The following is a 26,429-nucleotide window of genomic DNA, read 5'->3' as shown; positions in this document are numbered from 1 at the left end:
AAAGATCAATCTCAAGCCAGGATCTGCGCAGTACTCACCACCGTCGCATATTCGCCCTGCAAATTCCCCAGCGACATCGCATGCACGTCCTCGGCTGAACGCACGTTTCCAAAATAGTCCGCCTTGTCGAAGGTAAAGCACGCATCCTCCGCAACCCACGTTTCAAACCCCAGATTACCGGCGGTTCGCGTCGTGGACTCCACCGAGTTATGGGTCGCCACGCCAACAATCACCAGTTGAGAAATCCCCACGTCACGCAAACGACCCTCCAGCCCCGTGGCACAAAAGGCATCCGGCACCTGTTTCTGGATCAACTGTTCGCCGGCCTGTGGCTCAAACCGCTCCTGGAATTCCACGCCTGACTGTTGCGGCCAGAACACCGAATCCGGTGAACGAGACAGATGCTGCACATGAATCACCGGTCGCCCGGTTCGACGCCAATGGCTCAATAAATCCAGAATCCGCGCCTCGGCCTGAGGATTATTTCGGCGACCGAGCCCGGGATGCAAAATACCTTTTTGTTGATCGATGATGATCAGCGCTGCGTTGGTCTTGAGCTCCATGCCGGTTTTTCTCAAACAGTGGTGATTGAATTTCACACACTTCAGCATCACCTCTTCTTACAGGCAAGGCATACCCATGCAGAGCGTGGGAACGACCGTCATAAAGAAATAACCCCGTCGCCGCTTGCGCGCCCTCCTCCTGCTCACTAACGTAGCGCCTTTATTGCGCCTTTACCCCCGCAGGAGCTTTGCCATGGCCTCGCCAGCCCTCACACATTTTCTTCCCCGGTTCGGCGTTGCCGCAGCAGTGGCCGGTGTTTTGAGCCTGACCGGTTGTCAGACCTGGAACGCTCAGGACACCCTCCCCGCCCACCACCGGCGTGCAGCCGCTCAAGGGGCTGGCGCAGAATGTTTCGGTGCGCCGCAATGCCATGGGCATGCCGCTGATCGAAAGCAACAGCTTCCACGATGCGTTGTTCGCCCTGGGTTACGTTCACGCCAGTGACCGCATCACGCAAATGGTCACCCTGCGCCTGCTGGCCGAAGGTCGCCTGGCAGAAATGTCCGGTGCCGACCTGTTGGACGCCGACCGCTACATGCGCGCGGTCAATCTGAAGAAAAACGCCGGTGAGTTGTACAAAGCCTCTTCGCCGCGTCTCAAGCGCTTCTTCGAAGTGTATGCGCGCGGCGTCAACGCCTACCTGTTCCGCTACCGCGACAAGCTGCCAGCCGATCTCGCGGCCACCGGTTACAAGCCTGAATACTGGAAACCGGAAGATTCGGCGCTGATTTTCTGCCTGTTGAATTTCAGCCAATCCGCCAACCTGCCGGAAGAAATTTCCTCGCTGATGCTGGCTCAGACTGTCACCACCGACAAACTTGCCTGGCTGACACCGTCCGCGCCCGATGAAAAACTGCCACTGGCCGAAGCCGAAAAACTTCAGGGCATCAAGCTCAACGGCGCCATCCCGGGGCTGGCTGAAATCAGCAAGGCCACCGGCCAACTGTCCGACCTGAATCTGTCGGGCACGACCTCGTCGAACAACTGGGCGATCGGCCCGCAACGCAGCCGCAGTGGCAAAAGCCTGCTGGCCAGCGACAGTCATGGCCCCTTGGGCGTGCCGTCGCTGTTCAGTTACGTGCAGATCCGCGCGCCGAAATATCAGGCTTCGGGCGTGACCATTGCCGGTTTACCGATGGTGCTCGGTGGTTTTAACGGCAAAGTAGCCTGGAGCATGACCACCGTCATGGGCGACAACCAGGACCTGTTCCTGGAAAAGATCAAACGCCAGGGCAACGGCCTCACCTATGAAGTGGCCGGCAAATGGCAACCAGCGATCGTGCGTAACGAAACCTACTTCGTCAAAGGCCAGCGTCCGATTCGCGAAGTGGTGTACGAAACCCGTCACGGTCCGCTGCTCAATAGCGCCCAAGGCACGACGCTGGCCAATGGTTTCGGCCTGGCCCTGCAAATGCCGAACTTCACCGACGATAAAACCCTGGATGCGTTTTTCGACCTGTCCCGCGCCCAGACCGTCGAGAAAGCGTCGGACGCCAGCCGCGAAATCCGCGCCATCGCCCTGAACCTGGTCTTCGCCGACGCCAGCAACATCGGCTGGCAAGTCACCGGTCGCTACCCGAACCGCCGTGAGGGCGAAGGCCTGTTGCCGTCGCCGGGCTGGGAAGGTCGCTACGACTGGGACGGCTACGCCGATCCGATGCTGCACCCTTACGACCAGGACCCGGCGCAAGGTTGGCTCGGCACCGCCAATCAGCGCGTCATTCCCCATGGCTACGGCATGCAATTGTCCAATTCGTGGGCGGCACCGGAACGTGGCGAGCGTATGGCCGAATTGGCCGGCGCGGGTAAACACGACACGCGCAGCGTGATCGCGATGCAATACGACCAGACCACCACGTTCGCCGCCAAACTGAAGAAAATGTTTGAAGCACCGGGCATGTCCCAGCCGCTCAAACAGGCGATCGAAGCGCTGCCGGATGCCGATCGCGGCAAGGCTCGCGAGGCCTATACCCGCCTGATGGCGTTCGACGGCAAGCTCAGCACGACCTCTGCCGATGCAGCGATTTATGAATTGTTTCTGCAAGAAAGCATGAAACAGATCTTCCTCGACGAACTTGGCCCGCAAAGCAGCCCGGCGTGGAAGGCCTTTGTGGCCAACGGCAAGTTGTCCTACGCCGCTCAAGCCGATCACCTGCTGGGGCGCGAAGACAGCCCGTTCTGGGATGACGCGCGCACACCGCAGAAAGAAGACAAGCCGGCGATCCTCGCCCGCAGCCTGGCAGCGGCGATCAACGCCGGTGACAGTCAGTTGGGTGGCAATCACAACGCCTGGCAGTGGGGCAAACTGCACCGCTATGAATGGAAAAACGCCAGTGGCCAGACCGTTCGCGGTCCCGTTGCGGCGGGCGGTGACCACACCACGCTCAACACGGCGGCCTTCGCCTGGGGTGAGGACTTCAACACGACGCAGGCGCCGGCCATGCGCTTTATCGTCGACTTCGGCCAGGCCGAACCGCTGATGGGCCAGAACGGCACCGGCCAGTCGGGCAACCCGGCAAGCCCGCACTACCTCGACAGCATTGATCCATGGCTCAAAGGGAATTACATGAGCCTGCCGATGCAACCGCAGAACTTTGACAAGGTGTACGGCAAGACTCAATTGACCCTGACTCCGGGCAAATAACCCCCGATCACTGTAGGCGTAAAGATCGTTCCCACGCTCTGCGTGGGAATGCGGCTCGTGACGCTTTGCGTCACTGGACGCGGAGCGTCCCTTGAGGCGTTACCACGCGGAGCGTGGGAACAATCAACACCCTTGAAAAAACAATAGAACTTCTGGCTTCACGCCAACCTCATAGCTAACAAGTCCCTCCATTTTGGCAACAGCATGGAACTTGTTATCGCGCGTCCTGAAGGTTTGTACTGCCCGGCCGGGGATTTCTACATCGACCCGTGGCGCCCCGTCGAGCGCGCAATCATCACCCATGCTCACAGCGATCATGCCCGAAGCGGAAATCGTCACTACCTGACGGCGTCAGCCGGCGAAGGCATCCTGCGTGCTCGCCTGGGTGCAGACATCAATCTGCAAACCCTGCCTTACGGCCACGCCTTGAAACATCATGGCGTCACCGTCAGCTTTCACCCCGCCGGGCACGTGCTCGGCTCGGCCCAGGTGCGACTGGAATACGGCGGCGAGGTCTGGGTCGCCTCGGGGGATTACAAGACCGAAGCCGACGGCACGTGTGCGCCCTTCGAGCCGGTGCGGTGCCACACCTTCATCACCGAGTCGACCTTCGGCCTGCCGATTTATCGCTGGCAACCTCAGGCGCAGGTGTTTGCCGAGATCAATCTGTGGTGGCAGGCCAACGCCGCCGCCGACAGGGCCAGCGTGCTGCTCTGCTACTCATTAGGCAAAGCGCAGCGCATTCTCCATGGCATCGACGCCCTTCTCGGCCCGATTCTGGTGCATGGCGCCGTGGAGCCGATTAACCAGATGTATCGCCAGAGCGGCGTTTACCTACCGCCCACTCTCTATGCCGGCGAGGTAAAAAAGAGTGACCCGATGATGCGTAAAGCCCTGATCATCGCGCCGCCATCCGCGGGCGCCAGTACCTGGATGCGTCGTTTCGGTGAGTACAGCGACGGCTTCGCCAGCGGCTGGATGCGCTTGCGTGGCCCCCGTCGGCGGCGCGGTGTCGATCGGGGATTCGTGCTCTCCGACCATGCCGATTGGCCGGGCCTGCTCTGGGCGATTGAACAAACCGGGGCCGAGCGGGTGATGGTGACGCATGGCTCGGTCGAGGTTCTGGTGCGCCACCTGCGTGAACAAGGTCTCGATGCACAGGGTTTCAACACCGAGTACGGCGACGACGAGGAACAAAACACCCTGATCGCCCCCCAGAAAGACAAGGTGTTGGCATGAAGGCGTTCGCCGAGTTGTATGCCGAACTCGACGCCACCACGTCGAGCAACGCCAAGCTGGCGGCCATGCAAATCTACTTTGCTCAGGCCTCGCCGCAAGATGCCGCGTGGGCCGTGTACTTTTTAGCCGGAGGACGCCCTCGGCAATTGGTGCCCGTGCGCATATTGCGAGAGTTGGCGGTGACCATTTCCGGCCTTCAACCCTGGCTGTTCGAAGAGAGTTATCAGGCGGTGGGCGATCTGGCAGAAACCATCTCGCTGGTGCTGCCCGTAGCCCACCACCGTTCCACTGAGGGACTGGCGACCTGGATCGAAGACAAGCTGCTGCCCTTGCGCGGCGAATCCCCCTCTGTACTCGCCCAGCAATTGCCAAATCTCTGGTCGCAACTGGATCGCGCCAGCCTGATGCTCTGCATCAAACTGATCACCGGCAGTTTCCGTGTCGGCGTTTACAGGCAACTGGTGACCCGAGCCCTGGCAGCCATGGCCGGGCTCGACAGTAAACGCGTGGCCCAGCGAATGGTCGGTTACACCGACTTATCTAATCGCCCGAGCGCTGCCAGCTACCTGAAATTGATCGCGGCTGAGTCCGGTGATGAACACGCGCAGCGCGGGGGGCAACCTTATCCGTTCTTCCTGGCCCATGCCTTGTCGCAACCGGCCGGGCAATTCGACGCATTGCTCGGCCCCGCCAGCCAATGGCTGGTGGAGTGGAAATGGGATGGCATTCGCGCGCAAGTGATCAAGCGCGACGGGCGTTTGTGGATCTGGTCGCGGGGCGAGGAATTGGTGACCGAACGCTTCCCTGAGTTTGATCACCTCGTGCACGGCTTGCCCGACGGCACGGTGATCGACGGTGAAATCGTGGCATGGAAATCCGCGCCTCACGGCACCGATGCCAGCCTGCCCGGCATTCCCGCCGTGCAACCTTTCGCCTTGTTGCAACAGCGCCTTGGACGCAAAACTCTCGGCAAGAAAATCCTCGAAGAGGTGCCCGTGGTGATCCTCGCCTACGACCTGCTGGAATGGCACGGCGCGGATTGGCGCAATCAATCGCTGGCCAAGCGTCGCACTCAGTTGGAAACGGTCGTAGCCACCTGTAACAGCCCGGTGTTACTCGCCTCACCAGTGCTCATCGGTGAGAACTGGCTGGGCCTCGCCCAACAAAGGGAGGCCTCCCGCAGTCTCGGCGTCGAAGGCATGATGCTCAAAGCACGGAATTCGCTGTACGGCGTCGGCCGGACCAAGGACATGGGCGTGTGGTGGAAATGGAAAGTCGACCCGTTCAGCGTCGACGCGGTGCTGATTTATGCCCAGCGTGGCAACGGACGACGGGCGAATCTCTACAGTGATTACACCTTCGCGGTCTGGGATGGTCCGCCTGATGCCAGCGAACGCACGCTGGTCCCCTTCGCCAAGGCCTATTCAGGGCTGACCGACGAAGAATTGCGCCAGGTCGACAGCATCGTGCGCAAAACCACGGTGGAAAAATTCGGCCCGGTCAACAGCGTGAAACCCAGCCTGGTGTTCGAGTTGGGATTCGAAGGCATTGCCCTTTCAAAACGCCACAAAAGCGGAATTGCCGTGCGCTTCCCCAGGATGTTGCGCTGGCGTCAGGACAAGTCGGTTGAGGACGCTGACGACCTCGGCACATTGCAAAAATTATTGGGCTGACCCACTGGTTTTTGTGTCCGCTCGAACAAAGTTGGTGCACCCCACTCATCAAGCCCGTTTTCGTGCACAATTCCTGCGCCGTCACTTCTTGTATGACCTTTTAAAACGCTTGTTCGGGACTCTGGTTCGGAAATTGCTACTTTCATTAGGTCTTACGCTTTCCAGTAACAATAATTCTGCGCCACAAGCGCTCATATTGGTTCTTAGGGATTGAATAATGAAAAAAGCATTGCTGACCCTTTCTGCACTGGCTTTGTGCATGGCTGCCGGCTCCGCGCTGGCCAAGGAATACAAAGAGCTGCGTTTTGGTGTTGACCCTTCCTATGCACCTTTCGAGTCCAAAGCGGCCGACGGTAGCCTGGTAGGCTTCGACATCGATCTGGGGAACGCGATCTGCGCCGAGCTGAAGGTCAAATGCAAATGGGTCGAAAGTGACTTCGATGGCATGATTCCAGGCCTCAAAGCCAACAAATTCGACGGTGTGATCTCGTCGATGACCGTTACCGAAGCCCGTGAAAAAGTCATCGACTTCTCCAGCGAGCTGTTCTCCGGCCCAACGGCCTACGTGTTCAAGAAAGGTTCTGGCGTGACGGCGGACGTCGCTTCGCTCAAGGGCAAAACCGTCGGCTACGAACAAGGCACCATTCAGGAAGCCTATGCCAAAGCCGTTCTGGACAAGGCCGGCGTGAAAACCCAGGCCTACGCCAACCAGGATCAGGTCTACGCCGACTTGACTTCCGGTCGTCTCGATGCAGGGATTCAGGACATGCTGCAAGCCGAACTGGGCTTCCTGAAGTCGCCACAAGGCGCCGACTATGATGTCAGCAAGCCAGTCGACAACGCTTTGCTGCCAGCCAAAACTGCCGTCGGCATTAAGAAAGGTAACACCGAGCTGAAAGCGCTTTTGGATAAAGGTATCAAAGCGTTACACGATGATGGCACCTACGCCACCATCCAGAAGAAACACTTTGGCGATCTGAATCTGTTCAGCGGCAAATAATGCCCGGCGCCCATCTCGCGATGGGCGCTTTTTTCATCCGATCAGGTTGCTGATTTATGTTCGAAAACCTATTACAAAATCTGGGGCTCTCTGCCTTCAGCCTCAAGGGCTTCGGTCCGTTGCTGATGCAAGGCACCTGGATGACGATCAAGTTGTCGGCGTTGTCGCTATTGGTAGCCGTGTTGCTCGGGCTACTCGGTGCCAGTGCCAAGCTGTCAAAAGTCAAACTGATGCGCGTGCCTGCCCAGCTTTACACCACACTTATTCGCGGCGTTCCGGACCTGGTCCTGATGCTACTGATTTTCTACAGCCTGCAAACCTGGCTGACGTCCCTGACCGATTACATGGAATGGGAATACATCGAGATCAACCCGTTCAGCGCCGGGGTCATCACCCTGGGCTTCATCTATGGCGCGTATTTCACCGAAACCTTCCGTGGCGCGATTCTCGCCGTCCCACGGGGTCAGGTCGAAGCGGCCACCGCCTATGGCCTCAAGCGCGGCCAGCGTTTCTGGATCGTGGTGTTCCCGCAGATGATGCGTTATGCCCTGCCGGGTATCGGTAACAACTGGATGGTGATGCTCAAGGCCACGGCCCTGGTCTCGATCATCGGCCTTGCCGATCTGGTCAAGGCTGCCCAGGACGCCGGCAAAAGCAGCTATCAGCTATTTTACTTCCTGGTACTTGCCGCGCTGATCTACCTGGTGATCACCAGCGCGTCCAATTTCATTCTGCGCTGGCTTGAACGTCGTTACTCCGCCGGTACCCGGGAGGCCGTACGATGATCGAACTTCTGCAGGAATACTGGAAACCCTTCCTCTATAGCGACGGCAACAACATCACCGGCCTGGCCATGACGATGTGGTTGCTCAGCGCTTCGATCTTCTTCGGTTTTATCGTGTCGATTCCGCTGTCCATCGCCCGGGTGTCACCGCACTTCTACATCCGTTGGCCAGTGCAGTTCTATACCTATCTGTTTCGTGGCACGCCGCTCTATATCCAGCTATTGATCTGTTACACGGGGATCTACAGCCTGGCCGCCATTCGGGCTCAGCCGGTACTGGACGCATTCTTTCGCGATGCGATGAATTGCACGATCCTGGCCTTCGCCCTGAACACCTGCGCCTACACCACGGAAATTTTCGCCGGTGCCATTCGCAGCATGAACCACGGTGAAGTCGAAGCCGCCAAGGCTTATGGCCTGACCGGCTGGAAGCTGTATGCCTACGTGATCATGCCCTCAGCCCTGCGTCGCTCGTTGCCGTACTACAGCAACGAAGTGATCCTGATGCTGCACTCGACCACCGTGGCGTTCACCGCAACCATTCCGGACATTTTGAAAGTCGCTCGGGACGCCAACTCGGCGACCTTCCTGACCTTCCAGTCGTTCGGCATCGCTGCGCTGATCTACCTGACCGTGACCTTTGCGCTGGTCGGCCTGTTCCGCCTCGCCGAACGCCGATGGCTGGCCTTCCTCGGGCCGACCCACTAGGACCCGCTTTAGGAATAAAGAAACATGCGCCACCAGACTCATGACTTGCTGGCCCCAGTACCGGGGACTGCACGACAGATCCACAGTTTCCATTACGGCCCTGCATCGGCCAAAGGCAAGATCTACATCCAGTCGTCACTGCATGCCGATGAACTGCCCGGCATGCTCGTGGCCTGGCACCTCAAGCAACGCCTGGCGGAACTGGAAGCCGCCGGCCGGCTGATCAGCGAAATCGTGTTGGTGCCCGTGGCCAATCCGGTCGGCCTGGAACAAGTGCTGATGGAAGTCCCTCTGGGCCGCTTCGAACTGGAAAGCGGTCAGAACTTCAACCGCTGGTTCATCGATCTGAGCGAAGCAGTCGGCAATGAAATCGAAGGCCAACTCAGTGACGACCCGCAGCGCAACCTCGAGTTGATCCGCGAAAGTTTGCGCAACGCCCTCGCCCGGCAGACCGCCAGCACTCAACTGCAATCCCAACGCCTGACGCTGCAACGCCTGGCCTGCGATGCAGACATGGTGCTGGACCTGCACTGCGACTTCGAAGCCGTCGCGCACCTCTACACCACACCGGAAGCCTGGCCGCAGGTCGAGCCGCTGGCGCGCTACATCGGTTCCGAGGCGAGTTTGCTAGCCACCGATTCCGGCGGCCAATCGTTCGACGAATGTTTCACCCTGCTCTGGTGGCAATTGAAGGAGCGCTTCAGCGAGCGCTTTGACATTCCGCCGGGCAGTTTCTCGGTGACCGTCGAATTGCGCGGCCAGGGTGACGTCAATCATCCGCTGGCCAGCCTCGATTGCCAGGCGCTGATCGAGTACCTGATTCACTTCGGCGCCATTGCCGGCGAGCCGGCTCCGCTGCCCGAACTGCCCTACCCCGCCACACCATTGGCGGGCGTCGAACCGGTAGCCACGCCGGTCGGCGGCTTGCTGGTGTTCACCGCACTGCCGGGGGAATACCTGGAAGCCGGGCAACTGATCGCCGAAATCATTGACCCGATCAACGATCGCGTCACCCCCGTTCATTGCACCGCCGCCGGGTTGATGTACGCCCGTTCGCTGCGGCGCATGGCCACTGCAGGCATGGTGATCGCGCACGTCGCGGGCGCCGAAGCCTATCGCAGCGGCTACCTACTTTCGCCTTGAGGATGCATGCCCCATGTACAAACTGACGATCGAAGGCCTGCATAAAAGCTATGGCGATCACGAAGTCCTCAAAGGTGTTTCGCTCAAGGCCAACACCGGCGACGTCATCAGCCTGATCGGCGCCAGCGGCTCGGGTAAAGTACGTTCCTGCGTTGCATCAACTTTCTCGAACAGCCCAACGACGGCGCCATGAGCCTGGACGGCCAGAACATCCGCATGATCAAGGATCGTCACGGCATGCACGTGGCCGATGCCGATGAACTGCAACGGATCCGTACCCGCCTGGCCATGGTGTTCCAGCATTTCAACCTGTGGAGCCATATGACGGTGCTGGAAAACATCACCATGGCCCCGCGCCGGGTGTTGGGCTGCAGCAAAGAAGAGGCCGAAGACCGCGCCCGGCGTTACCTGGACAAGGTCGGCCTGGCCGCCCGCGTCGCCGACCAGTACCCGGCTTTCCTGTCTGGCGGTCAGCAGCAGCGGGTCGCCATTGCCCGGGCGCTGGCCATGGAACCGGAAGTCATGCTGTTCGACGAACCGACGTCGGCGCTCGACCCGGAACTGGTGGGTGAAGTATTGCGCGTGATCCAGGGCCTGGCCGAAGAAGGCCGGACCATGATCATGGTGACGCACGAAATGAGTTTCGCCCGCAAAGTCTCCAGCCAGGTACTGTTCCTGCACAAAGGGCTGGTGGAAGAAGAAGGCGCGCCGGAAGACGTGCTGGGCAATCCGAAGAGTGAGCGGCTCAAGCAATTCCTCAGCGGCAACCTGAAGTAACGCCGAGCCTCATCCCCACAACAAAAAATGGCCAGTCAGCTGACGTCTTTACGGACATCAACTGCACTGGCCATTTTTTTTGGCGGCAGATCAGGCGACAGGCGCCGGAGGTGGCTCATCCGGCAGGGTGGGTTCGCCAGGTTCCGTCGGTTGTTCGTTCGGGGTATCGGGGTCTGGTTGACCGGGGATGCCCCCCGCCATGCTGACGGGTGGATGTGCCAACAAGGACCAGGCCAAAACGCCAATCTGATTGGGCTCAAGCCTTGCCAGCTCGGCACTTATTCGCGGATCGATCTTCATAAAGCACTCCTGAGCAATGGCCCCGTCCGCTGTGCGCGAACCGGGCAGTACACCCCATAGAGTGTCTACCCGCTCAGGAATTCCCGCTGACTGGCCAGATGAACGGATCAGGTGCGCGGCAGGGTAACGCCGAGCTGGCCCTGGTACTTGCCACCACGGTCCTTGTAGGAGACTTCGCACTCTTCGTCGGATTCGAAGAACAGCATCTGTGCGACGCCTTCATTGGCGTAGATCTTCGCCGGCAGTGTCGTGGTGTTGGAGAACTCCAGCGTCACGTGCCCTTCCCACTCAGGCTCAAGCGGCGTCACGTTGACGATAATGCCGCAACGCGCGTAGGTGCTTTTACCCAGGCAGATGGTCAGCACGTTGCGCGGAATACGGAAGAACTCCACGGTGCGCGCCAATGCGAAGGAGTTTGGCGGAATGATGCAAACATCGCTTTTGACGTCGACGAAGCTCTTCTCGTCGAAATTCTTCGGATCAACGGTCGCCGAGTTAATGTTGGTGAACACCTTGAACTCATCGGCGCAGCGCACATCGTAGCCGTAGCTCGAAACGCCGTAGGAAATCACACGCTCGGCGCCTTCGCCACGCATCTGGCGCTCAACGAAGGGGTCGATCATGCCGTGCTCTTGCGCCATGCGGCGAATCCACTTGTCCGATTTGATGCTCATGGCGTGTGTCCTGAATAGCGAGGTGGAAAAATTCTGTCCGGCATCTTACCGGGCGCGCGCCCCGGGTTCAAAGTCCGGGGCATAATTCTCCCCGCTCCCCCGTGAATTCAGGACCTTTCGCCCAATCCAAAGGACCGTCAGTCCTGAAAAGAGAGAAACCTTCGCAAGAAGCATTGGCACGTCCCGGAAAAGGGTTAAGGTGGCGCCACTGTGCTGCTTGTGTCACTGAGAATCTCTACACGATATGTTGAATTTCGATCCAACCATCTACAAGAATTTTTCCTGCTCTTTGCACTCAGTCTCGGCCAGGGTTCTTCCTGAGTCGCAGTTATCTTTGTTCAAGGAGTTACACCATGTCTAATCGCCAAACCGGTACCGTTAAGTGGTTCAACGATGAAAAAGGCTTCGGCTTCATCACTCCACAATCCGGTGACGACCTGTTCGTTCACTTCAAAGCTATCCAATCCGACGGCTTCAAAAGCCTGAAAGAAGGCCAACAGGTTTCTTTCATCGCTACCCGCGGTCAGAAAGGCATGCAAGCTGAAGAAGTTCAAGTTATCTAACTTGTACTTGCTTTAGTAAAAAGCCCCGCCCTTAAAAGCGGGGCTTTTTTGTGCCTGACAGTTTTTCAGGCAAAAAAATCGCAGCCCCATGGCTGCGATTTTTGCGTCTTACCAGGCCACACCGAACCCTGCGGTGTAGCGCGTCTTGTTCAGGTCACTGTCATCCGTACCGCTGATGACGTCTCGCTCCGCCTTGAGATTGAGCGAAGCCCAGTCTGTCACCTTGTATCGCAATCCCATTTCAGCATCCAGCGCGTAATCCGCCACACCCGACAACGGCTTCGCCACCTCACCATGGGTAAAGAACTCCACCGTCTTGCCGACCAGGTAACGGTTGTAATCCCACTTCATCGCCAGGGCATAGAAGTTATCCTTGTTGCCGTCCGAGAACTCATAGTCCGTGCGGTTGACCAGCGACCCCAAGGAGAATGCACCCAGCTCGTCGTCCCAGAACTGGTAACCAGGGCCTGTACCGACAGTGCGTTGACGGGAAAGGTCTTCGACTTTGTCGCGCTTGTACACCAGTCGCCCCTCCCAGAACCATTTCTCGGTCAGGAAGCGGTCGAGCGAGTATTCAGCACGCCAGTTGTCCGCGGTCACATCTCCATCCTGGAATTCGCGGTTGTATTCACCTTCCGCGATATGCCGCCAGCGGCCATGACGCGCCGTGGTCCTGAAGTCGATGTCGTAATCATCGGTGTCGTTCTCAGCCCTTTGGTAGTCCAGCGCCAGGTCGACGTTGCCCTTCCACACCAAATCCTCGACCACCGGCTTGGGCTTGAGAATTTGCTGAATACTGGCCAACTCCACCGTCTTAGGCGCGTCGCCGTTGGCCAGCGTGACCTTGCCGCCCTCGGCCGCACGCAACGACTTGGCTTTTTCGCCGGTATAGGCATCCTGCTTGACCAGCAACTCCTGATCACTCTCCAGGGTTTTGACCTGCTTCCAGTCGATCGGGATTGCACCGGCGTACTCGGTCTGGATCAACAGCTTGCCGCCATCGAATAGCGTGATCTTGCCGCTCAACTTGTCACCGTTCTTCAACCAGACAGTGTCAGCGAGCGCCGGCATGGAAGCACTCAGGACAGCGAGACAGAGCAGGGTTCTGGACAACATAAGTAAATACAGGCTCAAGATTGCGAAAAAAAGTCGTCATTATCCTTAAGGATAAGGCCCGAACAAGGACTGACCCGACTAATTCTATTGAGTTCATTTCTCAATCCCTGATCCCGGACTTACTCTACAAACGGTAACGCGAACCTCCTCAGGAACCCCGGACATGCCCAACCCCACCTCTGAAACGGAAAGCCAGGCGCAAATCCGACGCACGGCGCTCTACCTGACCCTGGCCCAAGTGCCTGAAGGCAAAGTGGTGAGCTATGGTCAACTGGCGGAGCTGGCCGGACTCGGTCGCGCCGCCCGCTGGGTCGGACGCACGTTGAGCCAATTGCCGGGTGACACCAAACTGCCCTGGCATCGGGTGCTCGGTGCCGGTGGTCGGATCAGCCTGCCTGTGGGCAGCCCTTCGGGGGATGAACAGCGCGCGCGTTTACGCGCCGAAGGCATCAGCATCCTGAACAATCGTGTTGATATTCAGCGCCATGGCTGGCGTCCGGTAGAGCACAGCGGTTAGAGTGCGCGCTTTGTTTCCGTAATTCTTGAGGCAGACTCCAGCCCATGCCCCGTAAAACCTGGCGCGCCGCGCTCGCCGCCTATGCCAGCCCTTCGACGCTCGTGTTGTTGCTGCTTGGTTTCGCCGCCGGCCTGCCCTACATGCTGGTGTTTTCGACGCTTTCCGTCTGGCTTCGCGAGGCCGGAGTTGCCCGCGAAACCATCGGCTATGCAAGCCTGATAGGCCTGGCCTACGCCTTTAAATGGGTCTGGTCCCCGCTGCTCGACCAATGGCGCCTGCCATTTCTCGGCAAGCTGGGTCGACGACGCTCGTGGCTGGTGTTGTCCCAGGCGCTGGTGATCCTTGGCCTGATCGGCATGGGCTTCTGTGACCCACAAAAGCATTTGTCCTGGTTGATCGCTATCGCAGTGGTCGTTGCCTTCGCCTCGGCGACACAAGACATTGCTGTAGATGCCTATCGCCTGGAAATTGCCGAAGACAGCCGTCAGGCAGCGCTTGCCGCCAGTTATATGTCAGGCTATCGGATCGCCGCGCTGCTAGCGACCGCCGGTGCACTGTTCTTCGCCGAGGGCTTCGGTTCCACCGGTTTCAATTATCAGCATTCAGCCTGGGCCGGCACCTACTTGCTGTTCGGCGCCCTGATGGTTCCGGCATTGATCACCTCGCTGTTCATGCGCGAACCACCTGTGCCGCTGCGCACTCAGCTTCAGGCCGGACGCTACAAATTCGTGCATCAACTGGCATCGGTGTTTGTACTGATCGTGTTGCTGGTGTCCGTTCCCGCGATGTTCACTCAGTTCTATTACACCGACTTCGCCAGTGTGCTGTTCGAAGGCGTGAGTCTGCTCGACCTACTGCTCGATGACCGTGCATTCCTGCGGGCAATCCTCTACACCACGCTAACGCTGCTTTGCCTGTCGTCCATGGGCCGCCGCGGCCTGGCGCCCGTGCTGACCCCCATCAACGACTTCATTTCGCGTTACCGCTGGCAAGCCCTCCTGCTATTGGGGCTGATCGCCACGTACCGGATGTCCGATACGGTCATGGGTGTGATGGCCAACGTGTTTTACATCGACATGGGGTTCACCAAGGACCAGATTGCCAGCGTCAGTAAAATCTTTGGCTTGATCATGACGCTGGTCGGTGCCGGCATGGGCGGCCTGCTGATCGTACGTTTCGGCATTTTGCCGATCCTGTTCATCGGCGGCGTTGCGTCCGCGGCGACAAACATCCTGTTCCTGATGCTCGCCGACATGGGCGCCAACCTGAACATGCTGATCCTCACCATTTCCCTGGACAACTTCAGTTCCGGCCTGGCGACTTCGGCGTTCGTCGCTTACCTGTCGAGCCTGACCAACCTCAAGTTTTCCGCCACACAATACGCCCTGCTCAGCTCGATCATGCTGCTGTTGCCACGCCTGATCGGCGGTTACTCAGGGGGTCATGGTCGAGAAGTTCGGCTATCACAATTTCTTCTTGATTACCGCCTTGCTCGGCGTTCCGACCCTGCTGTTGATTGCCTTGCACTGGTTCCAGGAGAGCCGTCGTGCAGGTCCGACACCAACGCCGGAGCCGGTTCCGAGCCAGATCGTGGAAGAATCGTAGGAAGCGTCGCAAGGGGCGGTGTGATTCCCGCCCTCCTGCCACCCCACCGACCGCACGCCTGTACGCCAGCGGATCTCGCCCGTACAATGCTCCGTCATTTCTCGTCATCAGCAACCGACAACGGCCAACCATGCGCACCAGTCAATTTTTGCTCGCCACACAGAAAGAAACGCCTTCCGACGCGGTCGTGATCAGCCATCAGCTGATGCTGCGCGCCGGCATGATCCGCAAACTCGCCTCGGGCCTGTACACCTGGCTGCCGATGGGCTTGCGAGTGATGCGCAAGGTCGAAGCCGTCGTTCGTGAAGAAATGAACGCTGCGGGCTCTCTCGAAGTGTTGATGCCGAGCACACAACCGGCTGAGCTGTGGCAGGAATCCGGTCGCTGGGAAGAGTACGGCCCTGAATTGCTGCGCTTCAAGGATCGCCACGGTCGTGATTTCTGCGCGGGCCCGACCCACGAAGAAGTCATCACCGACCTGATGCGCAACGAATTGAGCAGCTACAAACAGCTGCCGATCAACCTGTATCAGATCCAGACCAAATTCCGTGATGAAATCCGTCCACGCTTCGGTTTGATGCGCGGTCGTGAGTTCATCATGAAGGACGCCTATTCGTTCCACGCTGACCAGGCTTCGCTGCAAGTTACCTACGACCGCATGCACCAGGCGTACTGCAACGTCTTCACCCGTCTGGGTCTGAGATTCCGCCCTGTAGAAGCCGACAACGGCTCCATCGGCGGCGCCGGCTCCCATGAGTTCCACGTACTGGCCGAATCAGGCGAGGACGACATCGTCTTCAGCAACGGTTCCGACTACGCAGCGAACATCGAGAAAGCCGAAGCGGTGCCACGGGAAACTTCCCGTCCAGCCCCCGCCGAAGAGCTGCGTCTGGTCGACACGCCAGACACCAAGACCATCGCCGCGCTGGTGGAAAAATTCAATCTGCCGATTGAAAAAACCATCAAGACCCTGATTGTGCGCGCCGAAGAAGAAGGCAAGCTGATCGCCCTGGTCATTCGCGGTGACCACGAGCTCAACGAGATCAAGGCTGCCCAGCAACCTGGCGTTGCCAGCCCGCTGGTCATGGCCACCGACGCAGAACTGCGCGACGCCATTGGCGCCGGCGCCGGCTCCCTCGGCCCGCTGAACCTGCCACTGCCGATCATCATCGACCGTTCGGTTGAGCTGATGAGCGACTTCGGCATCGGCGCGAACATCGACGACAAGCACTACTTCGGCGTGAACTGGGAGCGCGATCTGCCAGTTCCGACCGTTGCCGACCTGCGCAACGTAGTAGCTGGCGACCCAAGCCCGGATGGCAAGGGCACGTTGGAAATCAAGCGTGGCATCGAAGTCGGGCACATCTTCCAGCTGGGCAACAAGTACAGCAAGGCGATGAAGTGCGAAGTGCTGGGCGAGAACGGCAAGCCGGTCACCCTGGAAATGGGCTGCTACGGCATCGGCGTTTCCCGCGTGGTGGCTGCCGCCATCGAGCAGAACAACGACGCCAACGGCATCATCTGGAGCGACACGCTTGCGCCCTTCCAGGTTGCCCTGGTGCCATTGCGCTACGAAACCGAACAGGTTCGTGAAGCCACCGACAAGCTCTATGCAGAACTGACTGCAGCCGGTTTCGAAGTACTGCTGGACGACCGCGACAAGAAAACCAGCCCGGGCATCAAGTTCGCGGACATGGAGCTGATCGGCATCCCTCACCGGATCGTGGTCAGTGACCGCGGCCTTGCCGAAGGCAATCTGGAATACAAGAGCCGCACCGAACCTGAAGCGCAAGCGCTGCCGGTCGCTGACGTGTTGTCTTTCCTCCAGGCCCGTATCCGCCGCTGACACCAGATAGAGAAGTCATGTTCAAGCGAAACACCTTAGGCCTCGGTGGTGCCGCCCTGTGCGGTACCCTGCTGGTCAGCGGCTGCGCCAATCACATGTCGCAACGTAGCGAGAACGAGGAGCGTGTCGAGCGCAAATTGCTCGATCACAGCCTGCAGATCGATGTCGGCGAGCCGAAGGTGCTGGATCTGCCGCAACGTCGGGTGAAAATTCACGAGCAGAAGACGTTCGAAGTCACCGAGTTCGAAGTCACGCGCCACTATGATCGCTACACGCCTTATCAACCCTGGCGGGAGGCCTATGAGATCCCGCTGGGCGCGGTGGCCGTCGTAGCCGGTGTCGGGGCGAATGTCGTCAATGTGTTCGCCCTCGGTAACTTGCCGGACAGCGTGACCAAGGATTGGCTGAGCTATGGTTTCGCCGGGCTCAACCCGTTCATGAACGTGCAATCGCACGGTCGTGCGCAGCAAAACCTGGCCGGCATCGACGAAGTCCAGCGCGATAAGCGCACCGAGTACTCGAGCCTGCCATGGAGCGAGCGCCCGGTGCAGGTCAAGGCCGGCAAGGAAACGTTCGAACTGAGCACCGACAAAAACGGCGTTTTGCGCCTGAATCTGCTGGACAGCCCGTTCGCCGAGCATGACATCAACCATCTGACCCGATTGTTGATCAGTGCCGAAGATGGCCAGGGTGATGTGCGCACCAATTCATCCTTGGCGGTCAGCAGTTCATTGCGCGGCAAATTGCTTGAGGCCCACGAGCTGATTTACGAGGACCTCGAAGACGACGAAGTGAGCCAGTGGGTGCACCGGGTCAAGCGTCTGTCGGACCTGGGCCTGGAAGAAGAAGCCAGCGAACTGGAACAAAGCCTGATCGAGCTGACCCGCAACGATCCTGAGTTGCAGGCCGAGTTCCTCAAGTCGTTGAACCGCAATGCAGGGCGCCTGGTTGCGAATCCGGGACTGAACTAAAAGCAGAAGCATCGCGGGCTTGCCCGCGATGAGCCCCTTGAGTTCACGGCAGAACTACCGCTCAAACAACTCCATCTGCTCAAACCCACCGCGCAAATCCTCCAGCCTGACCCCAACCCCCAACAACCGCACCGGTTTCCCGCCGCGATTGAACGCCTGGGTCAGCAACAACTGATAACTACCCAAGTCCCGCCCTGCCCCGGCCTGTTCCAGCGTGGTCTGGGTAAAGTCATGGAATTTCACTTTGACGAATGGCTTGCCCGGCCGATAACTGCTGTCGATCCGCGCCATACGTCCCGCCAGGGTTTCCAGCAACTCGGGCAATTTATCCAGGCAGCTCACCAAATCCGGCAGATCCACGTCATAGGTATTTTCGACACTGATCGACTGCCGACGACTGTCGTTATGGACCAGACGCTCATCGATCCCACGGGCCAGGCTCCAAAGTCGTTCACCAAAACTGCCGAATTCGCGCACAAGCGCCAATTTGTCCCACTCGCGCAACTGCGAGCAATCGACGATGCCCAGCCGGCCCAATTTATCGGCAGTGACCTTACCCACACCGTGCAGCTTGCTCACTGGCAAACCGCTGACAAAGTCTTCCACTTGATCTGGCGTAATGACGAACAAGCCGTTGGGCTTTTTCCAGTCACTGGCGATCTTGGCCAGAAACTTGTTCGGCGCCACGCCCGCCGACACGGTGATATGCAATTGATTGGACACCCTGCGACGGATGTCCTGAGCGATACGCGTGGCGCTGCCCCCGAAATGCGCGCTGTCCGATACGTCAAGGTAAGCCTCATCGAGGGACAGCGGCTCGATCATGTCGGTGTAATCGCGAAAGATCGTGTGAATTTCCTTCGACGCCTCTCTATAAGCGTCCATGCGTGGCTTGACGATGGTCAGGTCCGGACACAGCTTTAACGCATGCCCGGACGACATGGCCGAACGTACGCCATAGGCCCGCGCTTCATAGTTACAGGTCGCGATGACTCCCCGCCGATCCGCCGAACCACCCACTGCCAACGGTTTACCGGCCAGACGCGGGTCGTCACGCATCTCGATGGCGGCATAAAAGCAGTCACAATCGACGTGGATGATTTTTCGCTGAGTCATATAAAAGCGGCGTTCATGACGAAGAAATGGGACGTTGGCCAGTCGGATAAGCAGTATCTCACTGACACCTGTATATAGCACCAGTAGTCTGAATGTTCTTTTCCGCACGTAGGAAAGTGCGCTTTGCATTTATTTTATCAATCGAACGCACCCCACCAATAGAGCTGAAAGCCTTGCCACGCCTGCCTTACAGACGATCGCCAAACCCCATTTACAAGCTAAGCGGTTGAACAGGAAGAGGTTTTTCCGGAATTGCAGGTTGACACCCCGGCGATCCTCTGTAGAATGCCGACACACAGACGCGGGATGGAGCAGTCTGGTAGCTCGTCGGGCTCATAACCCGAAGGTCGTCGGTTCAAATCCGGCTCCCGCAACCAAACATCAAAAAAGGCTACTCGAAAGAGTGGCCTTTTTTGTGCCTGCTCGTTTTGTACTCCTAGTGGTAGTCAGGGCGAAGGAAGGGACATTTAGGCTGATGCTGCCCAAAATGAGAAATCGTTCTGATTCCGAAACTTAGCTCTCCCCTGCGACCGTTCGCCGCTCTTCTATACTTATTTAACCCTTCTTGGGATTAACGGTTGACACCTCGCCGTTCGCCTGTAGAATGCCGCAACACAGACGCGGGATGGAGCAGTCTGGTAGCTCGTCGGGCTCATAACCCGAAGGTCGTCGGTTCAAATCCGGCTCCCGCAACCAAACATCAAAAAAGGCTACTCGAAAGAGTGGCCTTTTTTGTATCCGCCGAAAAAGTCCTTTCGCAACAATGATCTGTCACAGTGTCGTGAAGCGTCGGGGATCATCAAACTGCCCAGTTCAGACTATGCTGGAACGCAGGCAGCCCCTCTACGACGCATGATGCGCCATCGCCGGAACCCGGTGAGAGGCGTTAATATTCGTGATTATTTTTTTCTACAGGGATTGGTAACTTGGCTCGATACCTCCATCCTGTCGCGCACAATCCAAGAGGTGATTGATGCGCGCCAACTCGTCTGATCCACAGGACACCGTCACAGCGACACAACCGATCAAGGCCGGGCGTTTGCACCTGCTTGATCTGGTCAGCAAGTATCGTCAGCCCATTGGCCTGGCGGTTACTCTGCTGCTGTTCGCGATCGCGCTGATTGCCTGCCGTCACCTGTTGAGCGAACTTGATCTGTACGCTTTGCACGACTCGATCCTGGAAGTACCGAAACCGGCGCTGCTGGGCGCATTGGGTGCGACCGTCGTTGGTTTCATCATATTGCTGGGTTACGAGTGGTCGGCCAGCCGCTATGCGGGTGTGACGCTGGCGCCGCGAATCCTGGCACTCGGCGGTTTCACTGCATTCGCCATCGGTAACGCCATTGGCCTGTCGATGCTTTCGGGGGGCTCGGTTCGTTACCGCTTATATGCACGTCATGGCCTGGGGGCTTCTGAAGTCGCCCACATGACACTGTTTGCCAGCCTGTCGCTCGGGTGCGCCCTGCCGCCACTGGCCGCGCTGGCAACCCTCAGCGACCTGCCTGCCGCCTCTGCAGCCCTGGGTCTATCCGAAACATTGCTCGGCGCGATCGCCGCGGCGGTTCTGCTGCTCTTCAGCGTGCTGGCCATCGGCATCTACCGCCGTCGCCTGCCGGATCAACCTTCGTCGGACAACCTGTTGGTCAAAGTCGGCCGCCGCACCTTGCGCCTGCCCGGGCGCCGCCTGACTTTCCTGCAACTGATCATTACCGCCCTGGACGTGGCTGCCGCCGCGACCGTGCTTTATCTGTTGCTGCCAGAGGCACCGCCCTTCGGCGCCTTCCTGCTGGTGTACTTACTGGCATTGGCCGCAGGCGTGCTCAGCCACGTGCCGGGCGGCGTCGGTGTATTCGAAGCGATCCTGCTGGCCGCGTTCGCCGACACCCTCGGCGCCGCACCACTGGCGGCCGCCCTGCTGTTGTATCGGCTGATTTATGTGATTTTGCCCTTGCTGGTGGCCTGCGTATTCTTGCTTATCAACGAAGGCCAGCGCCTGTTTCAGACGCGCCAGTCCCTGCGCGCGGCGTCCGGCCTCGCGGCACCGATTCTGGCGGTACTGGTGTTTCTGTCCGGTGTGGTGTTGCTGTTTTCCGGCGTGACCCCGGAAATCGACACCCGCCTGGAACACATCGGCTTTCTGATCCCGCATCGCCTGGTCGATGCCTCGCACTTCGGTGCCAGCCTGATCGGCGTGCTGTGCCTGCTGCTGGCTCAAGGGCTGCGTCGGCGCCTGTCTGCGGCCTGGATGCTGACCACCATTTTGCTGCTGGTCGGCGCCCTGCTCTCGCTGCTCAAGGGGTTTGACTGGGAAGAAGCCTGCCTGATGACCCTCATTGCCAGCCTGCTGGGGGTATTCCGCCGCTCGTTCTATCGCCCGAGCCGCCTCACCGAACTGCCGTTTTCGCCGCTGTATCTGGTGTCTAGCCTGTGCGTTCTGGGTGCCTCGATCTGGTTGCTGCTGTTTGCGTATCAAGACGTTCCGTACAGCCATCAACTCTGGTGGCAGTTCACCCTTGATGCCGATGCGCCGCGTGGCTTGCGCTCGTTGCTGGGCGCCGCAGTGTTGCTGGTGGTGGTATCGCTGACATGGTTGCTGCGCACCGCCCGCCCGGTCATCCATTTGCCGGCGCCCGATGAACTGGAGCGCGCGCACAAGATCCTCATGGCGTCCGCCCAGCCGGATGGGGGCCTGGCCTTGACCGGTGACAAGGCGCTGCTGTTCCACCCTAACGACGAGGCGTTTCTGATGTACGCACGCCGTGGGCGCAGCCTGGTGGCGTTGTACGACCCAATCGGCCCGACGCAACAACGGGCGGAAATGATCTGGCAGTTCCGCGACCTCTGCGACGTCCATCACGCCCGTCCTGTGTTCTATCAAGTGCGTGCCGAGAACCTGCCGTACTACATGGACATCGGCTTGACTGCGATCAAGCTCGGCGAAGAAGCCCGGGTCGATCTGCATCGCTTTGATCTCGAAGCCAAGGGCAAAGAGATGAAAGACCTGCGCTACACCTGGAACCGTGGCACTCGTGATGGTCTGTCACTGGAAATCCATGAGCCGGGCCAGGCGCCGATGGATGAGCTCAAGGTGATTTCCGATGCCTGGCTGACCGGTAAGAATGTCCGCGAGAAAGGCTTCTCCCTGGGTCGCTTCAGTGATGATTACCTCAAGCACTTCCGCATTGCGGTGATCCGTTTTGAAGGTCGCCCGGTCGCGTTCGCCAACCTGCTCGAAACATACGGCCATGACCTGGCCAGTCTCGACCTGATGCGCGCGCACCCGGACGCCCCCAAGCTGACCATGGAGTTCATGATGGTCGGCCTGATACAACATTATAAAAATCATGGATACGCGCGTTTCAGCCTGGGCATGGTGCCGTTGTCGGGGTTGCAACCCCGTCGTGGCGCCCCCTGACCCAGCGTCTGGGCTCGATGGTATTCCGCCGTGGTGAGCAGCTCTACAACTTCCAAGGCTTGCGCCGCTTCAAAGACAAGTTCCAGCCTGACTGGGAACCCCGTTATATGGCCGTGCCCGCCGGACTCGATCCGCTGGTTGCCCTGGCCGATACTGCTGCCCTGATTGCGGGCGGCTTGACTGGATTGGTGAAACGCTGATGATTCAACGCTCCTTGCGGTACGTACTGGCCACACTGGTAGTGCTGGCCCTGATTGTCGGTGGCGGCTACTGGTACCTGAAACGCCCGGCACCGGCACCGACGCTCGAACAGCTGACGCCCGCCAATGGCGCGGCGATGACCCGCGTGATTCCCGGCACCACGCCGAAGGCTCAGGTGCTGGTAGCGGTCAATGAAGACCAGAAGCTCAGCGACCAACAACTGATGACCCTGAGCCGTTCCGGTTCGGCGCAGATTGTTCAAGTGATCCTGCCTAAAGACTGCCTGCTGCAAAGCCGCGCCCTGCAATCGGGCCTGCGCGAACTCAAAGGCCCGGCAACCCTGGTCAGCGGCATCGGCCCTGGCGCCGTGCTGGCCTGGCGCTGGTTGTCCGAGCAGAAGAATGACCTGACCCAGGCCGTTTCCGTCGACCTGGCGCTGGAAAAACCAGGCTGCACGCACCTGCTGCCAAAAGTGCTGCCCATGGCCACTGGCTGGTGGCGTGGAACGATAACCCGGACGACACCAGTGCCGGCTTCGTGCGCGACCAACCCAACGCCGAAACCAGCATCAGCGACTACGACATCAACCTGCCGCAAGTGCTGAACAACGAACTGCGCAAAATCCTCGTGGGTGGCGACAAAGCCGCCGGCGGCCTGCAAATTCCAGTGGTCGAAGTGCCAGCCGGTCAAGCCAAGGACACCGTCACCCTGTTCCTCTCCGGTGACGGCGGTTGGCGCGACCTGGACCGTGATGTCGCGGGCGAAATGGCCAAGATCGGTTACCCGGTGGTCGGCATCGATACCCTGCGCTACTACTGGCAACACAAGAGCCCGGAGCAAAGCGCCCTGGACCTCGCCGAACTGATGCAGCACTACCGGCAGAAATGGGGCACCAAACGCTTCATCCTGACCGGTTATTCGTTCGGCGCTGATGTGCTGCCGGCAATCTACAACCGCCTGGCCGAATCGGAACAACAACGCGTCGACGCCATCATCCTTCTGGCCTTCGCCCGCACCGGCAGCTTCGAAATCGAAGTTGAAGGCTGGCTCGGCAACGCCGGCAAAGAAGCCGCCACCGGCCCGGAAATGGCCAAGCTGCCACCGGAAAAAGTGGTGTGCATCTACGGTGAAGAAGAAGTCGACGAAAGCGGCTGCACCGACAAGAGCGCCGTGGGTGAAGCGATCAAACTGCCTGGCGGCCACCACTTCGACGAGAACTACCCGGCGCTGGCCCAGCGCCTGGTGGACATCATCGAGAAGCGGCAAGCCAAGGAAGAGGCGACGGCGCAGGAGTGATCTGAGCGCAGCGCACAAAAAAGCCCCCGCAGTTGTTTGGTTGCGAGGGCTTTTTTACATGTACAAACTTGAAGCGCTTCCAGCTAGCCGGACTTTATGTCGATGATCTGTGTTTCCAAGGCTAAAGCTGAACATCTATCCACGTTACGTCATCTTCAACAGCGACAAATTCACTACCCGGTGCTGCCAGCAAGCTGCTTTGTTGCGACTCCGTTAACTCCGCCCAGAAGCCATCGGTTACGAACATCAGTCGCTCACCGACGGCCAATGGGTAAAAAACGAAGTCAGGGTCCGGAGCACGATTAACCTTCAGGCATCGGGTTACCCGGTTTCGAGCAGGATCTTTCGCTAACTCATGGTGCGAACGGTCGCGCCTCCAATTGGCCTTGCAGTGGGGCGGCGTAATCCACTCGATTGTGCCTGCTGTCACTACACCGCACGAACAGTCACCCTCATACGCAAGCGTGAGCTTCCCATGAGCAGCAAAACCGATCAGGTAACACGTGGTCCCTGTCTGGTCCGCAAACAAAGTGGGGTGAAGCTCGGCCAGCACTGAACGAAGTAACTGCTCAACTGCTCCGTGCTCGGTGATATCGCCCCCTCGATCCATGTGTTTCGGGTAGGCCGCTAAAACACCTTTTACGAAGCATTCAGCCAGTTGGCCACTGCCGGGCTTCGACGTACCGTCCGTAATGACGAACAACCCTCTGCCACCGTCGCAGAGAGCGCCTGCAGAGTCATGATTGGCTTTCCTGGTCCGCCCTATCACCGATCTGGTGATGTATCTCATGCGTTGCTCAGGTCTTTCATGCGCATGTAAATGATTCGACCTCTATCCGGATTGGCCTGCACCGAGCCCGAACTTTCAATCACATAGTCGATACCACTGAGCACCATGAGTTCTCGAATTCCAGTCGTGATGAATTCCTTGAGCTCAGACTCAGTTTGGCGAACTTCCTCCAAAAGCTCTGTACGACCATCAATCAAGATGATGATGTCTTCGACGTCTTTGTGGTAAGGGTCGCCCTCACCGCGACCACTAAAAGCCTCTAGTTTCGTCGCAAGGAAGTAGGTCGGTTTAAATATCTGGATGACGGTACCACTGGGCAACGTAAATTTATCGGCCTTCGCCAGCCCCTCCACGAACCAACGGTTGGCATATCCGAGAACAGCGGGGTCAGAAGGCATTACATCAACGACGACGTCGTTGAAGCGGAAACGACAGTTGACTTCATCCTCACCGGTGATCTTGAAGTTCTTGGCTGCCAGCCGCTCTATGAGGTGTTGCCAGGCGCTAATGCCCGCCAGCTCGATCACCAAGTCAACATCATCAGTGAAACGAATGTCGTCGAGCACAGCAGTATCAGTGACCAGCATGGCTGTGGTGCAACCGCCGACAAAAGCAACCTCAGCGAGAAACGCCTCCCCCAAGCCGTCTGCAACAAATTCTATGAGCTCGTAGTTGTGATCGGCGTTTGATGACATGTTATTTCAACCCCATCCCTGCTTTTAGAATGTTAATCGCCACACCACACTCTCGCGGACCACCCAGACGGATCGCATCAGCAAGAGCAAGATAGTGATAAAGAATCCTGTCTCGCTTCACCGCTTCCGGCACTGTCTTGTAGAGCGGCTCTATCGCCTGGCCACGCTCAGTTCCGAGCGCATCAGGCCAAACCGGAATCAGCCCGCCAGCGCTCTTGATGCTTTTGGACAGCGCGGGGGCAGCGAAGCCTGTTGGAATACCGCGAACCATCGCGCCCGGTTTCACGGGGAAAAAGTACTTCAGAGCGTGCTCGGTAATTTTCAGCAGCTCTCGCCGATTAACTTTCGGGAGCCCGGTGTCGTAGTCATTGGTGAGCAATCCGGACTCGCGGCACCTGGCTATAGCGTTTGAAATCTCGCTTTTGCTTAGCCCAAGAGACGCAGACAACGCACGCAACGAGTAGCCTTCACTCCAGCTCGCCAGCGACGTAGAAGGTACAGACTCCGACCACCCTTCCCAGCCATCCTCATCACCCAAGGATGAGCCGAACTCCTGGCGGTGGAATACAGTTTCTTCACCGTCAGCGGGGTGGGTAACTAGCGGCTGCCCCACTCGCCCCGCTGCCGTCATTCGGTTTATCTGCTGGGGCTTCAACAATTCCTCAACCGTGTTCGAATTCGACTCTGACTCCATCTTACCGATGAGGTTTTCCTCCTGGGCGTGCAGGCTGACCATCTTGAACAAAAGCAAAATGTCTTGACTCTTCATGAAGCTAGAAACTCCAAGTGTCC

Annotated in this window: 18 protein-coding genes, 2 tRNA genes and 5 pseudogenes; 17 read left to right on the top strand and 8 right to left on the bottom strand. The window is 58.7% G+C overall.

From position 1 onward, the window contains the following. Nucleotides 1–11: 11 nt before the first annotated feature. Entirely contained in the window at nucleotides 12–563 is a 552-nt protein-coding gene (locus AB4N76_RS20225; RefSeq protein ID WP_046029639.1) for a cysteine hydrolase family protein, read from the bottom strand. A gap of 193 nt (nucleotides 564–756) precedes the next feature. Between AB4N76_RS20225 and AB4N76_RS20220 the strand changes: the two are divergent. The 8 genes and pseudogenes from AB4N76_RS20220 (at nucleotide 757) to AB4N76_RS20185 (ending at nucleotide 10,532) form a co-directional block, all read left to right on the top strand. Beyond that, nucleotides 757–3,208 (top strand): annotated as a pseudogene (locus tag AB4N76_RS20220) (penicillin acylase family protein). Between the two features lie 204 nt (nucleotides 3,209–3,412). After that, nucleotides 3,413–4,447 (top strand): ligase-associated DNA damage response exonuclease, encoded by a 1,035-nt coding sequence (locus tag AB4N76_RS20215; RefSeq protein WP_460163434.1) that lies wholly within the window; start codon nucleotides 3,413–3,415, stop codon nucleotides 4,445–4,447. Continuing rightward, complete coding sequence (locus AB4N76_RS20210) at nucleotides 4,444–6,120, top strand: ATP-dependent DNA ligase (RefSeq protein WP_460163433.1); 1,677 nt, start codon at nucleotides 4,444–4,446, stop codon at nucleotides 6,118–6,120. Before AB4N76_RS20215 ends, AB4N76_RS20210 begins: the two co-directional genes overlap by 4 nt. Nucleotides 6,121–6,337: 217 nt before the next feature. Further along, entirely contained in the window at nucleotides 6,338–7,120 is a 783-nt protein-coding gene (locus tag AB4N76_RS20205) for a transporter substrate-binding domain-containing protein (RefSeq protein ID WP_046029303.1), read from the top strand. Between the two features lie 56 nt (nucleotides 7,121–7,176). Beyond that, nucleotides 7,177–7,905, top strand: a complete 729-nt coding sequence (locus tag AB4N76_RS20200; RefSeq protein ID WP_046029301.1) for an ABC transporter permease — start codon at nucleotides 7,177–7,179, stop codon at nucleotides 7,903–7,905. Next, complete coding sequence (locus tag AB4N76_RS20195; protein ID WP_046029299.1) at nucleotides 7,902–8,612, top strand: ABC transporter permease; 711 nt, start codon at nucleotides 7,902–7,904, stop codon at nucleotides 8,610–8,612. Before AB4N76_RS20200 ends, AB4N76_RS20195 begins: the two co-directional genes overlap by 4 nt. 24 nt (nucleotides 8,613–8,636) lie before the next feature. Beyond that, nucleotides 8,637–9,755: a succinylglutamate desuccinylase/aspartoacylase family protein gene (locus tag AB4N76_RS20190; RefSeq protein ID WP_046029297.1), complete on the top strand. Its 1,119-nt coding sequence runs from the start codon at nucleotides 8,637–8,639 to the stop codon at nucleotides 9,753–9,755. Nucleotides 9,756–9,768: 13 nt separating this feature from the next. Further along, nucleotides 9,769–10,532 (top strand): annotated as a pseudogene (locus tag AB4N76_RS20185) (ABC transporter ATP-binding protein). A 90-nt stretch (nucleotides 10,533–10,622) separates the two neighbouring features. On the opposite strand, the gene AB4N76_RS20180 reads toward AB4N76_RS20185, so the two are convergent. Next, complete coding sequence (locus tag AB4N76_RS20180; RefSeq protein ID WP_007947208.1) at nucleotides 10,623–10,832, bottom strand: hypothetical protein; 210 nt, start codon at nucleotides 10,830–10,832, stop codon at nucleotides 10,623–10,625. Nucleotides 10,833–10,939: 107 nt separating this feature from the next. Next, nucleotides 10,940–11,506, bottom strand: coding sequence for a dCTP deaminase (gene dcd, locus AB4N76_RS20175; protein ID WP_046029293.1), 567 nt, complete (start codon nucleotides 11,504–11,506; stop codon nucleotides 10,940–10,942). 353 nt (nucleotides 11,507–11,859) lie between these two features. On the opposite strand from dcd, the gene AB4N76_RS20170 reads away from it, so the two are divergent. Next, the gene (locus AB4N76_RS20170) at nucleotides 11,860–12,069 is read left to right on the top strand and encodes a cold-shock protein (protein WP_002554837.1); all 210 of its coding nucleotides are present in this window, start codon (nucleotides 11,860–11,862) and stop codon (nucleotides 12,067–12,069) included. A gap of 108 nt (nucleotides 12,070–12,177) precedes the next feature. On the opposite strand, the gene AB4N76_RS20165 is transcribed toward AB4N76_RS20170, so the two are convergent. After that, the gene (locus tag AB4N76_RS20165) at nucleotides 12,178–13,185 is read right to left on the bottom strand and encodes a DUF481 domain-containing protein (protein ID WP_460163432.1); all 1,008 of its coding nucleotides are present in this window, start codon (nucleotides 13,183–13,185) and stop codon (nucleotides 12,178–12,180) included. A gap of 163 nt (nucleotides 13,186–13,348) precedes the next feature. Here AB4N76_RS20165 and AB4N76_RS20160 point away from each other — a divergent pair, with 163 nt between their 5' ends. The 4 genes and pseudogenes from AB4N76_RS20160 (at nucleotide 13,349) to AB4N76_RS20145 (ending at nucleotide 18,124) form a co-directional block, all read left to right on the top strand. Then, nucleotides 13,349–13,702, top strand: coding sequence for an MGMT family protein (locus AB4N76_RS20160; RefSeq protein ID WP_046029291.1), 354 nt, complete (start codon nucleotides 13,349–13,351; stop codon nucleotides 13,700–13,702). A gap of 44 nt (nucleotides 13,703–13,746) precedes the next feature. Further along, nucleotides 13,747–15,307, top strand: a pseudogene (locus AB4N76_RS20155) (AmpG family muropeptide MFS transporter). A gap of 130 nt (nucleotides 15,308–15,437) precedes the next feature. Next, on the top strand, nucleotides 15,438–17,153 hold the full coding sequence (locus AB4N76_RS20150) for a proline--tRNA ligase (protein WP_046029289.1): 1,716 nt from the start codon (nucleotides 15,438–15,440) through the stop codon (nucleotides 17,151–17,153). A gap of 17 nt (nucleotides 17,154–17,170) precedes the next feature. Continuing rightward, entirely contained in the window at nucleotides 17,171–18,124 is a 954-nt protein-coding gene (locus tag AB4N76_RS20145) for a hypothetical protein (RefSeq protein WP_460163431.1), read from the top strand. Nucleotides 18,125–18,178: 54 nt separating this feature from the next. Here the strand turns inward: AB4N76_RS20145 and dinB are convergent, their stop codons facing one another. Beyond that, nucleotides 18,179–19,240, bottom strand: coding sequence for a DNA polymerase IV (gene dinB / locus AB4N76_RS20140; RefSeq protein WP_109788002.1), 1,062 nt, complete (start codon nucleotides 19,238–19,240; stop codon nucleotides 18,179–18,181). A gap of 300 nt (nucleotides 19,241–19,540) precedes the next feature. On the opposite strand from dinB, the gene AB4N76_RS20135 reads away from it, so the two are divergent. The 4 genes and pseudogenes from AB4N76_RS20135 (at nucleotide 19,541) to AB4N76_RS20120 (ending at nucleotide 24,152) form a co-directional block, all read left to right on the top strand. Beyond that, nucleotides 19,541–19,617 (top strand) — tRNA-Met (locus tag AB4N76_RS20135). A gap of 242 nt (nucleotides 19,618–19,859) precedes the next feature. Next, nucleotides 19,860–19,936, top strand: a tRNA-Met gene (locus AB4N76_RS20130). 277 nt (nucleotides 19,937–20,213) lie between these two features. Further along, nucleotides 20,214–22,855 (top strand): annotated as a pseudogene (gene mprF, locus AB4N76_RS20125) (bifunctional lysylphosphatidylglycerol flippase/synthetase MprF). Further along, nucleotides 22,855–24,152: pseudogene (locus tag AB4N76_RS20120) on the top strand (virulence factor family protein). Before mprF ends, AB4N76_RS20120 begins: the two co-directional pseudogenes overlap by 1 nt. 121 nt (nucleotides 24,153–24,273) lie before the next feature. On the opposite strand, the gene AB4N76_RS20115 reads toward AB4N76_RS20120, so the two are convergent. The 3 genes from AB4N76_RS20115 to AB4N76_RS20105 form a co-directional block, all read right to left on the bottom strand. Further along, nucleotides 24,274–24,855 (bottom strand): serine/threonine protein phosphatase, encoded by a 582-nt coding sequence (locus AB4N76_RS20115; RefSeq protein WP_460163430.1) that lies wholly within the window; start codon nucleotides 24,853–24,855, stop codon nucleotides 24,274–24,276. A gap of 83 nt (nucleotides 24,856–24,938) precedes the next feature. Beyond that, nucleotides 24,939–25,637, bottom strand: a complete 699-nt coding sequence (locus tag AB4N76_RS20110; protein ID WP_046029280.1) for a hypothetical protein — start codon at nucleotides 25,635–25,637, stop codon at nucleotides 24,939–24,941. Nucleotide 25,638: 1 nt separating this feature from the next. Then, entirely contained in the window at nucleotides 25,639–26,406 is a 768-nt protein-coding gene (locus AB4N76_RS20105) for a MarR family transcriptional regulator (RefSeq protein WP_460163429.1), read from the bottom strand. Nucleotides 26,407–26,429 lie beyond the last annotated feature (23 nt).

This window comes from Pseudomonas sp. S2_F03 (genome assembly GCF_054668335.1).
This window is presented reverse-complemented; position numbering and strand designations above follow the sequence as displayed.

Bases quoted from the DNA above. Each gene is read 5' to 3' on its own strand.
- AB4N76_RS20205 (WP_046029303.1), top strand. From the start codon at position 6,338: ATGAAAAAAGCATTGCTGACCCTTTCTGCACTGGCTTTGTGCATGGCT.
- AB4N76_RS20225 (WP_046029639.1), bottom strand. From the start codon at position 563: ATGGAGCTCAAGACCAACGCAGCGCTGATCATCATCGATCAACAAAAA.
- AB4N76_RS20170 (WP_002554837.1), top strand. From the start codon at position 11,860: ATGTCTAATCGCCAAACCGGTACCGTTAAGTGGTTCAACGATGAAAAA.
- AB4N76_RS20195 (WP_046029299.1), top strand. From the start codon at position 7,902: ATGATCGAACTTCTGCAGGAATACTGGAAACCCTTCCTCTATAGCGAC.
- AB4N76_RS20200 (WP_046029301.1), top strand. From the start codon at position 7,177: ATGTTCGAAAACCTATTACAAAATCTGGGGCTCTCTGCCTTCAGCCTC.
- AB4N76_RS20150 (WP_046029289.1), top strand. From the start codon at position 15,438: ATGCGCACCAGTCAATTTTTGCTCGCCACACAGAAAGAAACGCCTTCC.
- dinB (WP_109788002.1), bottom strand. From the start codon at position 19,240: ATGACTCAGCGAAAAATCATCCACGTCGATTGTGACTGCTTTTATGCC.
- AB4N76_RS20105 (WP_460163429.1), bottom strand. From the start codon at position 26,406: ATGAAGAGTCAAGACATTTTGCTTTTGTTCAAGATGGTCAGCCTGCAC.
- AB4N76_RS20145 (WP_460163431.1), top strand. From the start codon at position 17,171: ATGTTCAAGCGAAACACCTTAGGCCTCGGTGGTGCCGCCCTGTGCGGT.
- AB4N76_RS20210 (WP_460163433.1), top strand. From the start codon at position 4,444: ATGAAGGCGTTCGCCGAGTTGTATGCCGAACTCGACGCCACCACGTCG.
- AB4N76_RS20215 (WP_460163434.1), top strand. From the start codon at position 3,413: ATGGAACTTGTTATCGCGCGTCCTGAAGGTTTGTACTGCCCGGCCGGG.
- dcd (WP_046029293.1), bottom strand. From the start codon at position 11,506: ATGAGCATCAAATCGGACAAGTGGATTCGCCGCATGGCGCAAGAGCAC.
- AB4N76_RS20190 (WP_046029297.1), top strand. From the start codon at position 8,637: ATGCGCCACCAGACTCATGACTTGCTGGCCCCAGTACCGGGGACTGCA.
- AB4N76_RS20180 (WP_007947208.1), bottom strand. From the start codon at position 10,832: ATGAAGATCGATCCGCGAATAAGTGCCGAGCTGGCAAGGCTTGAGCCC.
- AB4N76_RS20110 (WP_046029280.1), bottom strand. From the start codon at position 25,637: ATGTCATCAAACGCCGATCACAACTACGAGCTCATAGAATTTGTTGCA.
- AB4N76_RS20160 (WP_046029291.1), top strand. From the start codon at position 13,349: ATGCCCAACCCCACCTCTGAAACGGAAAGCCAGGCGCAAATCCGACGC.
- AB4N76_RS20165 (WP_460163432.1), bottom strand. From the start codon at position 13,185: ATGTTGTCCAGAACCCTGCTCTGTCTCGCTGTCCTGAGTGCTTCCATG.